Annotated in this window: 15 protein-coding genes; 6 read left to right on the top strand and 9 right to left on the bottom strand. The window is 61.1% G+C overall.

Going from position 1 to position 11,772, the window contains the following annotated elements:
* Nucleotides 1-50 precede the first annotated feature (50 nt).
* Genes CEW87_RS17235 through ompR form a run of 8 tightly spaced genes read right to left on the bottom strand, consistent with a single transcriptional unit; the run spans nt 51 to nt 5,326 of the window.
* Nucleotides 51-833 (bottom strand): peptidylprolyl isomerase, encoded by a 783-nt coding sequence (locus tag CEW87_RS17235; protein WP_108974960.1) that lies wholly within the window; start codon nt 831-833, stop codon nt 51-53.
* 9 nt (nt 834-842) lie between these two features.
* Complete coding sequence (locus CEW87_RS17230) at nt 843-1,118, bottom strand: BolA family protein (RefSeq protein ID WP_108974958.1); 276 nt, start codon at nt 1,116-1,118, stop codon at nt 843-845.
* Nucleotides 1,115-1,414: a YciI family protein gene (locus CEW87_RS17225; protein WP_108974956.1), complete on the bottom strand. Its 300-nt coding sequence runs from the start codon at nt 1,412-1,414 to the stop codon at nt 1,115-1,117. Before CEW87_RS17225 ends, CEW87_RS17230 begins: the two co-directional genes overlap by 4 nt.
* A complete protein-coding gene (locus CEW87_RS17220; RefSeq protein ID WP_108974954.1) occupies nt 1,414-2,022 on the bottom strand; it encodes a septation protein A in 609 nt (202 codons plus the stop codon). Before CEW87_RS17220 ends, CEW87_RS17225 begins: the two co-directional genes overlap by 1 nt.
* A gap of 36 nt (nt 2,023-2,058) precedes the next feature.
* A complete protein-coding gene (locus CEW87_RS17215) occupies nt 2,059-2,472 on the bottom strand; it encodes a group II truncated hemoglobin (RefSeq protein WP_108974952.1) in 414 nt (137 codons plus the stop codon).
* Nucleotides 2,462-3,175 carry an MBL fold metallo-hydrolase gene (locus CEW87_RS17210; protein WP_108974950.1) on the bottom strand — a complete coding sequence of 238 codons (714 nt, stop codon included), beginning with the start codon at nt 3,173-3,175 and terminating at the stop codon, nt 2,462-2,464. Before CEW87_RS17210 ends, CEW87_RS17215 begins: the two co-directional genes overlap by 11 nt.
* Nucleotides 3,172-4,545, bottom strand: a complete 1,374-nt coding sequence (locus CEW87_RS17205) for a sensor histidine kinase (protein ID WP_234421760.1) — start codon at nt 4,543-4,545, stop codon at nt 3,172-3,174. The genes CEW87_RS17210 and CEW87_RS17205 overlap by 4 nt, the downstream gene beginning before the upstream one ends.
* Before the next feature lie 43 nt (nt 4,546-4,588).
* Nucleotides 4,589-5,326, bottom strand: a complete 738-nt coding sequence (gene ompR / locus CEW87_RS17200) for a two-component system response regulator OmpR (protein WP_108948255.1) — start codon at nt 5,324-5,326, stop codon at nt 4,589-4,591.
* Between the two features lie 209 nt (nt 5,327-5,535).
* On the opposite strand from ompR, the gene CEW87_RS17195 reads away from it, so the two are divergent.
* From CEW87_RS17195 to CEW87_RS17180, 4 genes are all read left to right on the top strand, one after another.
* Nucleotides 5,536-5,874 (top strand): hypothetical protein, encoded by a 339-nt coding sequence (locus CEW87_RS17195; RefSeq protein WP_108974946.1) that lies wholly within the window; start codon nt 5,536-5,538, stop codon nt 5,872-5,874.
* A gap of 68 nt (nt 5,875-5,942) precedes the next feature.
* The gene (gene tsaB / locus CEW87_RS17190; RefSeq protein WP_108974944.1) at nt 5,943-6,632 is read left to right on the top strand and encodes a tRNA (adenosine(37)-N6)-threonylcarbamoyltransferase complex dimerization subunit type 1 TsaB; all 690 of its coding nucleotides are present in this window, start codon (nt 5,943-5,945) and stop codon (nt 6,630-6,632) included.
* The gene (gene rimI, locus CEW87_RS17185; protein ID WP_108974942.1) at nt 6,629-7,084 is read left to right on the top strand and encodes a ribosomal protein S18-alanine N-acetyltransferase; all 456 of its coding nucleotides are present in this window, start codon (nt 6,629-6,631) and stop codon (nt 7,082-7,084) included. Before tsaB ends, rimI begins: the two co-directional genes overlap by 4 nt.
* Nucleotides 7,085-7,113: 29 nt before the next feature.
* Entirely contained in the window at nt 7,114-7,950 is an 837-nt protein-coding gene (locus CEW87_RS17180; protein WP_108974940.1) for a uracil-DNA glycosylase, read from the top strand.
* 21 nt (nt 7,951-7,971) lie between these two features.
* Here the strand turns inward: CEW87_RS17180 and lplT are convergent, their stop codons facing one another.
* Nucleotides 7,972-9,222 (bottom strand): lysophospholipid transporter LplT, encoded by a 1,251-nt coding sequence (gene lplT / locus CEW87_RS17175; protein ID WP_108974938.1) that lies wholly within the window; start codon nt 9,220-9,222, stop codon nt 7,972-7,974.
* A gap of 145 nt (nt 9,223-9,367) precedes the next feature.
* On the opposite strand from lplT, the gene CEW87_RS17170 reads away from it, so the two are divergent.
* Both CEW87_RS17170 and radA read left to right on the top strand, forming a co-directional pair.
* Nucleotides 9,368-10,306 (top strand): LysR family transcriptional regulator, encoded by a 939-nt coding sequence (locus CEW87_RS17170; protein WP_108974936.1) that lies wholly within the window; start codon nt 9,368-9,370, stop codon nt 10,304-10,306.
* On the top strand, nt 10,306-11,682 hold the full coding sequence (gene radA / locus CEW87_RS17165) for a DNA repair protein RadA (protein ID WP_108974934.1): 1,377 nt from the start codon (nt 10,306-10,308) through the stop codon (nt 11,680-11,682). The genes CEW87_RS17170 and radA overlap by 1 nt, the downstream gene beginning before the upstream one ends.
* Nucleotides 11,683-11,772 lie beyond the last annotated feature (90 nt).

The raw sequence follows: 11,772 nt of genomic DNA, 5'->3' as shown, positions 1-11,772 counted from the left end.
AAAACGGCTGGTGGATTGCTCCACCAGCCGTTTTTTTGTTCAGGCAGGGCTTACTGAACCTTGGCCTTGGCCCTCAGGTCGAGGATGTGCTTTTCGACTTTCTGCTGTTGCAGGCGCTGCTGAATCTGGGGCTTCACCTCCTCGTAGGGGGGCGCCTTAAGGTCACGCACGTCTTCAAGCATGATGACGTGATAGCCGAAATCGCTCTTCACCGGGGTGGTCGTGAATTTGCCCTTGCTCAGTTTTACCATGGCTTCGGAGAAAGGCGCGACGAACATGCCGGGATTGCTCCAGCCCAGATCGCCACCACGCTCCTTGGAGCCGGGATCGCGCGAGTCCTTGGCCAGATCTTCGATCTTGGTACCTGCCTGAAGCTTCGCGATCACTTCCTTCGCTTGCTCTTCGGTCTCGAGCAGAACGTGGCGGGGCTTGTACTCCTTGTCGCCCATACGTCCCTTGACCGCATCGTATTCCTTCTTGATGTCGGCTTCCGAGACGGCATTGTTCTTGACGTAGTCTTGCAGATAGGCGCGGATCAGGATTGCCTGACGTGCAAGTTCCATCTGAGCCTGTACGTCACCCTTCTTGTCGAGGCCCTTGTTGACCGCTTCCTGGCCGAGAATCTCACGGCGAACCAGTTCTTCACGTACCGCTTCACGCAACTGCGGGCTATCGGGTGCGCCTTGTGCGCGCTGTTCGCTGATCATCGCTTCCGCACGCGCGGCAGGAATGGCCTTGCCGTTAACCGTAGCAAGGGAATCGGCCGCGAAGCTCGCCTGTGTGATGAAGCCCGCAAGGAGGGCGATAGCCAGACGGCTCGGGAAAGTTTTCATCGGTGTTCCTCAGTTGGATTGTTTGGCTTCTTCAGCCGTTTGAGCACGAATGGCAAGTGCGTGAATCTCGCCTTTCATCATTTCGCCGAGCGCGGTATAGATCATTCGATGCCGCGCAACGGTATTCTTGCCGATAAATGCATCGGATACGATATGCAGATTGTAATGGCCTCCACCGCTTCTTGCACCGGCGTGCCCTGCATGAAGATGGCTGTCGTCTTCCACCTCGATCAGTGAGGGCTCGAAGGCGGCGAGCTTGGCCCGGATGCGGTCCGGAACGCTCACGGCATGACCTTGATGAACGGGCGAACCGAAGTCCGTTCGAACACGCCCTGCTTGGCGTAAGGGTCATCGGCCAGCCAGGCTTCGGCATCGGCCTGCGAGGCGAACTCGGCAACGACCAGGCTGCCGACAAACCCTGCAGGGCCAGGGTCTGCCGAGTCGATCGCGGGCATCGGTCCGACGAGAATCAGGCGACCCTCGTCACGCAGCTTTTCAAGGCGCAGGAGATGTTCGGGGCGCGCGGCCTTTCTCTTCTCCAGCGAATTCGGTACGTCTTCACCCATCAGAACGTAAAGCATCAGCTTGCATCCTCCTGCATATGCTTTGAAAGGTAGAAGCCTTGCCCAAGCACGAAGGCGAGCATCAGGCCCATCCCGCCGAACAGCTTGAAATTGACCCAGGCTTCTTCCGAGAAGTTGTAGGCGACATAGAGATTGAGTACCCCCATGCAGACGAAAAAGAGTGCCCAGGCGAGGTTAAGCCTCGACCATACCAACTCGGGGAGCTGAATCTGGGCTTCCAGCATGTTGCGGATGAGGTTGCGCTTCAGCAGCAGGGCGGAAAACACAAGGACGCCACTGAAAAGCCAGTAGAGCGCAGTCGGTTTCCACTTGATGAAGGTTGGATTGTGGAAGAACAGCGTCGCACCACCGAAGACCACGATGATCGCCAGGCTGACCCACAGCATGCGGTCAACCTTGCGGTGCTTCAACCAGACAATGAGAATCTGCAGAAAGGTGGAAACAATCGCGACAACGGTGGCAATGAGAATGGGGGCCTGCGTCGCCACGATGCCATCCCCGAGCAGGCTCGAGGCGAGTGCGAGCGAAGCGTCGGGATCGGCTCCGGCAAATTTGTAGGCTGCAAAGAACAGGATGACCGGCAGCAGGTCGAAAAGAAACTTCATGTGCTTGATGACTTGATTCGAGGTGGATCGGTTGACTCAGACCTGCTCGGCCTGGTTCCGCATGTGGCTGGCCAGCGCAGAAAATGATTCGTGAAGGCGCGCTCGCAGGGCGGCATCCGCAATAGTCTCTTCGAGCGCCTGGGTCATGCACATCATCCACTGGTCGCGCTCGGATGTACCGATGGCGAAGGGAAGGTGCCTTGCGCGCAGGAAAGGCGGGCCGAAGCGCTCGACATACAACTGGGGGCCGCCAAACCAGCCGGACAGGAAGAGAAAGAGCTTTTCTGCCGAGCCGGAGAGGTCCTCGGCATGCATCTTTCTGATGCCGTAGGTTTCGGGCAGGTCGTTCATCAGTTGGTAAAATCGGTCGACCAGTGCGCGCACGGTGGCCTCGCCACCGATTTGGTCGTAGGGCGTGGAAACGGGTAGCTTGTTTGAATCAGACTGCATGGATGTCAATCATATCCTCGTTGCGGCCGCAGCGCAGGTTGGCCGGCACCGCCTCGTCGATGAGCCGGGGGCGCGGCAGGTTCAGGTTGTTCATCAGCTCGATGAAGGATTCCCGTGTCTGATCCTTGATGCGGACATTACTGAGACGTTCCTGTTCGACCGAGCTTACCCGCATGTTCTTGTAATCGTGCCCCGGATAGACGAGGGTTTCTCCGGGGTGCGACAGGATACGGCCGATGCTGTCGAACAGCGTACCCGCGTCCCCGCCCTGGAAGTCGGTGCGGCCGCAGCCACCGATCATCAGTGTGTCACCGGTAAACAGGCGGTCGCGCCAGAGAAAGCTTGTGCACCCCGGGGTATGACCAGGCGTGGCGATGGCCCGCAATACCTCACCGCCGAACACGATGAAATCGCCGTCCTTCAAGTGGCGATCGGCGCAACTGATGCCTGAGTGCTCACCGCTTGCACTGCGTGCACCGGTTACCTCACGCATACCGGCGGCACCCGTGATGTGATCGGCATGGGCGTGTGTTTCGAGCAGCCAGACCAGTTGCAGATTCAATTCCTGCAGCAGGGTGAGATAGCGCCCGACGTGTTCGCGCACCGAGTCGATCAGGACTGCATCGCCGGTCATCGGGTCAGCCAGAAGATAGGTGAGGGTGCAGCTTTGTTCGTCAAAAAGCTGCCGGAAAACGATGTTCATGCGCGATGGGCTCCAGCCGTAACCGCAGGCATTCTAACGCGGGAGGATGACGATGAGGTGAGCGGAATCCGAAGGATCGCGCGCAAGCCTCCTCCTTCACGGGGAAGCAGGTCGAGGCGCCCTTCGTGCGCACGTATTACGCGCTCGACAATCGCGAGTCCAAGTCCTGCGCCCTTGGTGTTACTGCGCGCGCCCTCAAGACGCGTAAACGGGTGGCGCATGCGCTCCACCTGGTCCTCTGGAATGCCGGGGCCGCGGTCTGCGACCTCGATACAGGCAGCGCCTCCTTCCTCGAATAGCGTTACGTCGAGCGGTTTGTCCTCTCCGGCGTAACGCAAGGCGTTGTCGATCAGATTGGCCAACGCACGTCTGAGTGAAAGACTGCGCCCGGGCGCTTCCAGCTGATCGGGCAAGGACAGGTTCAAAGCGACCCCGCGCAGACGGTAGGGCTCTGCCAGATCGGCTACGAGTGCCGTCAGGTCGATCGCCTGGGGCGGCTCCTGCGGCGCGCCACGGCCGAAATCGAGAAACTGCCCGATGATACGGTCCATCTCCTCGATATCCGTCACCATTGCCGTTACTTCGTCCTCGGGTGCGCCCGACATCTCGACACCGAGTCGAAGCCGGGCAAGCGGAGTGCGCAGATCGTGGGAGACGCCGGCAAGAATCAGGGCGCGGTCAGCGTCCGTTCGTGCAAGGTCTCCCGCCATCTGGTTGAACGCACGGGCAACGACTGCAATTTCCTGCGGCCCGGTCTCTGGCAGTGCCTGAGGGGTCTGTCCGCTGCCGACCACTCTCGCGGCACGTGCCATCTGGCGCAGTGGGGCACCAATGCGCGAAACGATCAAATAGGCGCCGAGCAGGGCAGCCAGCAGGGCAGCCCCGCCCCATGACAGCCACTCCAGAGCATGGGGCTTCTCGATCCGGTCGGGGGGGACCATGGCCCAGTACTCGTCGCGATCATCCGGATCGAGCCGGAAGCTGATCCAGAATCCGTCGAGCGTTTTCCAGCGTGAGGCGAACCGGGTGTGCTCGCCGAGGCTGCGCCTCACCTCTGCGATCAGCAGGCGCATCGGACGGCTGTCCGGCAGTGGCTGAATCTCGTCCGAGGCCTCAGCGGGATAGACGCGAATGCCCTCGAGCGCCGCGAGTTCGATAAGCAGCTCCCGACGCCGTGCGGAGTCGGCGTTGATCAGTGCGGTGCGCGTGAGGTTGACCACGCTGACGACCATCTGGGCGAGATCGCGGGCGCGCGGGGCTTCTTCGAAGTATCGGAAGATCTGGCTCCAGGCGGCAAGTGCCAGTGTGAGCAGCAGGGCGACGAGCAGAAAAGTCTGCCACAGGAGCGTGCGCGGCAGCCACCCCGGCAGGGTACGGAGCCGGGGCGCGCCCGTCTGGGCCGGCCGTTCGGAATCAGTCACTGCTTGCCGGCTTGTTGTCGTCCGGCACAAAGACGTAGCCGAATCCCCAGACGGTCTGGATATAGCGCGGCTTGGCGGGATCATCCTCGACCAGCTTGCGCAGCCTGGACACCTGAACATCGATGGCGCGGTCGAAAACGCCGTACTCACGACCACGCGCGAGCTCCATCAGCTTGTCACGCGACAAGGGTTGCCGCGGGTGCTGAAGCAAAACCTTCAGCAACGAAAATTCGCCGGTCGTGAGCTGGATTTCCTCTCCGTCGCGCTGCAGCGTGCGTGTACCGAGATTAACGCGAATGCGCCCGAACACGACGATCTCATCTTCTGCCGTCGGCGCGCCCGGAAGCGGGGGAGGCTGCCGACGCATCACCGCCTGAATGCGAGCGACGAGTTCGCGGGGATTGAATGGCTTGCCAAGATAGTCGTCAGCACCCATCTCCAGGCCCACGATGCGATCCACATCATCGCCCTTGGCGGTCAGCATGATGATTGGTATCACGCTTTCTGCAGCACGCAGCCGACGGCAGATCGACAGCCCGTCCTCTCCGGGAAGCATCAGGTCAAGGACGATGAGATCAAAGTGCTCGCGATGAAGGGCTCGGTCCATCATCGGTGCATCGTTGACGGCCTTTACGGCGAACCCCTGTTCCTGGAGGTAACGCGACAGAAGGTCGCGCAGACGAGCGTCATCGTCTACGAGCAAAACGCGGTATCTTGTTTTTCCGTTCATGACGCGCATCCTATCGTGTGTTCTGGCGCCTCGCCAGCGTTGTAGCGCTCACGCGCAGGCCCGCTGCGTAACGCTTCGTAAGGCGCCGCCTCAGGGCAACATCCCCTTACAATGGCGCCTGTGATTAGTGCTTTTGAGCTAGGCGCGGGCCTCGTTGTCCGCTATTTTTACGCTTGTACTCACATGGGTGAGTTCTGCGCAGAGTTTTGATGATGATCCCGAAACGCTCAATTTTCCACGCCGGCCCCCTTTCCGCGATGTCAAGCTTCATGCCTGGCCTTGCCGTGTGTGCTGTTGCTGGCGTGATGAGTGTTTCCGCGCATGCTGAACCTGTGCCAGAGGTGACCGAGATTGTGCCGGAGACGATTGTCGTTCGGCCAGCCCAGCGACGCGCCGAGTTGCGTCGGGCGCTTGAGTCGAATCTGCAACAGGGCGCTATTCCGAGCCGCCGCAGGCTGAGTCAGGAAGAGCGCGAGGCGCTGCACCGTGATTTGCGCGCGGTCATGCGCAACGTCAACGCAGACCAGGACGACGGGCGCTCGCGCTGACGCCGTTGCGCCCCATCGCCGCACCAAAACGGGCTGATCGGGCTGACAGCCGGTAGAATATCGGCACCATGAATTTACTCTCCCTCGAAACTTCCTGCGAACACGCCAGTGTTGCGCTGTACATGGACGGAGATCTCCGGGAGCAGCTGCTCGAGGGGCACGCCAATCACTCCGAGTACATCCTGTCCGTCATCCGTCAGTTACTGGCCGATGGCGGTATCGGCGTAAATCGTCTGGATGCGGTGGCCTTTGGCAGTGGCCCCGGTGCATTCACCGGTTTGCGTCTGTCCTGCGGAATTGCGCAGGGGCTTGCGCTTGGCGCAGGGCTTGGTGTGGTTCCAGTATGCAGCCTTGACGCGCTTGCGATGCAGGCGCCGGAAGCAAACGTCCTGGCCGCCACTGATGCACGAATGGGCGAGATCTATTTTCGCGCCTGTGTTGTCGAGAACGGGCTTGCGCGACCGCGCAGCGACGCTGGATGCGCTGGCCCCGATGCGCTGGAGTTGCCGGATGGAAAATGGTGGGGAATCGGCTCTGCCTTCAAGGCGTATGGCGACAGGCTGAGCGAACGCTTCCATGACCAATTGCTCGGGAGCGATGCTGACGCGGTGCCGCGTGCACGCGATGTCGCGCTGCTGGCCGCGGAGCAGGTCCGTCTCGGAAAAGTCTTGCCCGCTGAGCGCGCGGCGCCACTTTACGTGCGCGACAAGGTCGCACTGACGACAGCCGAACGCCTCGCGCGCGGGGGCAAGGCATGACCGTGTGCGAGACGACCGTCTTCACGCCGATGTCTGAAGATGACCTCGATTGGGTCAGCGACCAAGAGGCCAGTCTGCATCCATTCCCGTGGTCCAAGGGAAATTTTGCGGATGCACTTGCTGCCGGGTACGCCAGCTGGATCATGCACGAGGCGGGACGTCCGATTGGCTACAGCATTGTGCTCGGGGTGCTCGATGAAGCGCACCTGCTCAATATCAGCATCGTACGCGATGCTCAGGGCCAGGGGCGCGGGGGCAGGCTGCTCGCGCACCTGTTTTCGCAGGCAAGGCATAGTGGCGCGCGTGAATTCTTCCTTGAAGTACGTCCGTCGAACCAGCCTGCGCTTGCGCTTTACAACCGGTCCGGATTCATCGAGATCGGCCGCCGCAAGGGCTATTACCCTGCAGCCGACGGGCGTGAAGATGCGATCGTGATGAAGGCGGCCCTGTGACACCGCAGCGCGCTGCCTTGCTAAGGGAGATGGGGCTCGCGCCCTTGTGGCGGCTCCGTAGCAGCCCGAAGGCTGATGTCGTCCCTGAGCCGCGGCCTGCCGGTCATCGCGCCGAGGTGGTGCCTGCGACGCGGCATGCGCGCGTCGATCCCGCCGGGCAAATCAGCACTCCAAAGCCTCAGGAGAGGCCTGTCGTGCAGCGACCGGCGCCGGCCCCCGTTACGGAAAAATCCGCGCCTCCCGCCCGAGCACCAGCGCCCGCCTCACCACAACAAACGACGCCTGACCCGCTCAGAAGTGCGCGCATCGCCGGTCTCGACTGGGCCGGCCTCGAAGACGAAATCCGTGCCTGTCGCGCCTGCAGACTGTGCGAGAAGCGCAGGCAGGCGGTGCCCGGTGTTGGCGACCGCAGCGCAAGCTGGATGCTGGTGGGCGAGGGGCCAGGCGCGGACGAGGATCGCCTCGGGGAACCCTTTGTCGGGCAGGCGGGCAAACTGCTCGACAACATGCTCGGTGCGCTGGGGATGACGCGGGCACATCAGGTCTTCATTGCCAATGCGGTCAAGTGCCGGCCGCCGCACAACCGCACGCCCGAGGCGGACGAAATCGCGGCCTGTCTACCCTTCCTTCAGCGCCAGATCGAACTGGTCCAGCCGGGCTTGTTGATTGCGCTCGGGCGCCCGGCGGCGCAGGCACTCCTGGATACCGGGATCAGCATCGGCGCTGCACGCGGAAAGCGCTTCGAGCGTCAGGGTGTTCCGGTGGTGGTCACCTATCACCCCGCCTACCTGCTGCGTAATCCGCAGGACAAGGGCAAGGCGTGGGAGGATCTGTGTTTCGCTCGCGGCCTGGTGTCCCCGGAGTAGCGGGGGCACGGATCTGCTTGATCAGTGGTGCAGATCTTCAAGTTGCCCGACGTCGTCCTTCACTCGCTGGTTCGCTTCATGGCGGAGCTTGACGAAGAACATTGAAGAGGCGACGAAGAGCCCGAAGAGAACGATCACGATATTGATCGAAAGACCGAACATGATCAGCAGCGCGTAGCCGCCCGTCATGATCAGGATGGACAGGTTCTCGTTGAAATTCTGTACCGCAATCGAGTGCCCGGCGCCCATCAGGATATGTCCGCGGTGCTGCAGCAGTGCATTCATCGGCACAACGAAGAATCCGGCCAGTGCGCCGACCACGACCATCAATACCATCGCGATGGTGGTATTGGTCACGGCGGTCATGAGCAGCACCATCAGGCCCATGGCAATACCCAAAGGAATGACCCTGACCGAACGTCTCAGGGTCACAAAGCGTGCGGCGAGAATTGCACCCACGGCCACACCAATCGCGACCACGCCCTGCAGCATCGACGCCTCCGACAGGCCGAGACCCAGATTGTGTTCGGCCCACTTGATGACGATAAACTGCAGCGTCGCGCCAGCGCCCCAGAACAGGGTGGTGACGGCAAGCGAGATCTGGCCGAGCTTGTCGCGCCAGAGCAGCTTCAGGCAGTGATTGAAGTCGTGAATCAGGTACAGCGGGTTGTTCTTGAGCGGCTTGTGGTCAACGCCGGTATCGGGAATGTGGAAGTTGAACCAGGCGGCGACCAGGTAAAGGGTGCCGATTGCAAGCACGCTGGCCTCGAACGCCGAGGTGACGAAGGGCAGGTGAAGCGCAAGCAGCCAGCCTGAAACGTCTTCACGGATCAGCAGGCCACCCATCACCGTGCCGACAATGATCGCACCAACGGTCAGGCCTTCAATCCAGCCATTGGCGACCACGAGCAGCCGATGTGGAAGATATTCGGTGAGGATGCCGTACTTGGCCGGGGAGTATGCGGCTGCACCCAGGCCGATCACCGCATAGGCGAGCAAGGGGTGTGCGCTGAGGAAAAGCATCAGGCATCCGCCGATCTTGATCGTATTGCTGATCAGCATGACCCGCCACTTGGGCATCGAGTCCGCGAATGCGCCCACAAAAGCCGCCAGCGCCACGTATGACACTGTGAAGAACAGCTTGAGCAGTGGCTCGTACTCCGCAGGAGACGCCATATCCCGTAAAAGCGCGATGGCGACGATCAGCAGAGCGTTGTCAGCGAGCGCAGAAAAGAACTGCGCTGCCATGATGATATAAAAGCCGAGCGGCATCGTTGCGGTACACACCGTCGCGTTAGCGGAAGCGCGGTTTATATCACGAAGGGAAGAAACTTGTTACGGCCTTGCGCAAACCGGGGTGAGTTGAAACGTGATCTGTGGTGTAATCCTCCATATAAACAAGGTTTATTGAATAATCATGGCAGATCGTCGGTTGCAAGTTTTTCACGCTGTGGCAAAGCACGGCTCGTTCACGCGCGCAGCCGAGCATTTGTTCATGACACAGCCCGCCGTGACCTTTCAGATCAAGCAACTGGAAGAGCACTTCAACACCCGACTCCTCGAGCGCGGTCATGGCCACATCTCACTGACACCGACAGGTGAGCTTGTGCTCGCATACGCCGAGCGCATCCTTGGCCTGTCTGACGAACTCGAGTCGCGCGTATCCGAGCTGACCGACGAGTTGTCAGGTGCCATCAATATCGGCACCAGTACCACCATCGCTGCCTACTGGCTGCCGCGCCTGCTGGAGAGCTTCAAGCGCCGGTTTCCGCGCGTGGTGCCACGGGTCGTGGTGGGTAATTCGCAGCTCACCGAAGATCGTGTCGCCGCACGCGATCTCGATATCGGGCTGATTGAAATCGTGTCTGATCAGCCTGCAATCGAACGCTTCAGCGCGGCTCAGGATGACCTGCTGGTCATCTGTGCGCCGACGCACGCGCTGGCGCAAGCCACTTCGCTGAAGGCGGAAGACCTGATCGAGCACCCCTTCATCACCCGCGACCCCGGCAATGCGATCAGGGAGCTTGCAGAGCAGTTCTTCGAAGCCGCAGGCGTGCCGATGAGCGAAATCAACATCTGCGCCGAACTCGGCAGCCTCGCCACGGTAAAGCACCTTGCAGCCGAGGGCATGGGCTACGCAGTCGCATCCCGAGCCGCCATTCTGCGCGATCTTCGCGAGGGCAAACTGGTGGGCATCCCGCTTGAGCCCCGGCTTTACACCCCGCTTGAAGTCATCATCCCGCGCGACAAGTTCCGGTCGCGCCTGATCACCACCTTTGCCGAGCATGCCTGTGCCGAGCTCACGGAGATGGCTGCAACGGTGGCTACGCGGGCAGCCGAACAAGGCCTTAGCTGATGGCGAAAGCCAAGTCGGCCTATGTGTGCTCCGATTGCGGCGCACAGACACCTCGCTGGCAAGGCCAGTGTCCGCAGTGCCAGGCATGGAACACACTGACCGAAACCGTCATCGAACGTGGGGGAGGGGGCGCACCCAGCCGTTTCGCTGCCCTTGCCGGCGCGGCCTCCAGACTTCAGCCCCTGTCCGCCCTTCAGCCCAGAGAAGAGCCCAGAACACCGACGGGCATCGACGAGTTCGACCGTGTCCTCGGCGGAGGGCTGGTGGCAGGTGGCGTCGTACTCATCGGGGGCGACCCTGGCATCGGCAAATCGACGCTCTTGCTACAGGCGCTGTGCCACCTCGCCGCGACGCATCCCGTGGTCTATGTCAGCGGCGAAGAGTCCGGCGAACAGGTTGCATTGCGGGCTCAGCGCCTGCAGTTGCAGGCCGGAGAGCTGCAGCTGCTTGCAGAAATCAATCTCGAGCGTATTCTTGATACGCTCAAAACCGCTGCGCCCAGGGTTGCGGTGATCGACTCGATTCAGACGGTCTACTCCGAAAGCCTGCAGTCAGCGCCGGGCTCTGTGGGGCAGGTGAGGGAGTGTGCCGCACAGCTCACGCGCTTTGCGAAGCAAAGTGGCACGACCCTGATTCTGGTCGGACATGTCACCAAGGATGGCACCCTGGCCGGTCCGCGCGTGCTCGAACACATCGTCGATACGGTGCTGTACTTCGAGGGCGACAATCATTCGAGCTTCCGTCTTGTGCGCGCGTTCAAGAATCGCTTCGGTGCGGTCAATGAACTCGGCGTGTTCGCGATGACTGATCGCGGCTTGAGAGGCGTCTCCAATCCGTCAGCGCTTTTTCTGTCGCAGCACGCAGAGCAGGTCTCGGGCAGTTGTGTTCTCGTCACCCAGGAAGGTACGCGCCCCTTGCTGGTTGAGATCCAGGCGCTGGTCGATGGCGCACAGAGTCCAAACCCCCGCAGGCTTTCGGTCGGGCTCGAACAGACCCGACTGGCGATGCTGCTTGCAGTCATGCACCGGCACGCCGGTATCGTCTGCTTCGATCAGGACGTGTTCGTAAACGCAGTCGGCGGCGTCAAGATCACCGAGCCTGCGGCCGATCTTGCGATACTGCTGGCCACGGTCTCGTCCTTGCGCGACCGGCCGCTCAAGCAAGGGCTCGCCGTGTTTGGCGAAGTCGGCCTTGCAGGCGAGATCCGTCCCGCGCCTCGCGGGCAGGAGCGACTGAAGGAAGCGGCAAAGCTCGGATTCGACACCGCGATCGTGCCCAAGGCAAACATGCCGCGACATCCGATCGAGGGAATGGAGATCCATGCAGTGGAGCGCATCGATCAGGCGCTGGACGTTGCGAAGGGTTTGAGTGAGTGATTGCCTGGCAGGAAGCAGGTGTTGGTTTGCAAAGAATGCACTTAAGTTTACATAATACACATTATGGCGGTTATAGATTCATAGTATCGA

The sequence above is a fragment of the Parazoarcus communis genome (genome assembly GCF_003111665.1).
GTDB lineage: Bacteria > Pseudomonadota > Gammaproteobacteria > Burkholderiales > Rhodocyclaceae > Parazoarcus > Parazoarcus communis_B.
The sequence above is the reverse complement of the archived record's forward strand: the minus strand, read 5'-3'. Positions and strand labels throughout refer to the sequence as shown.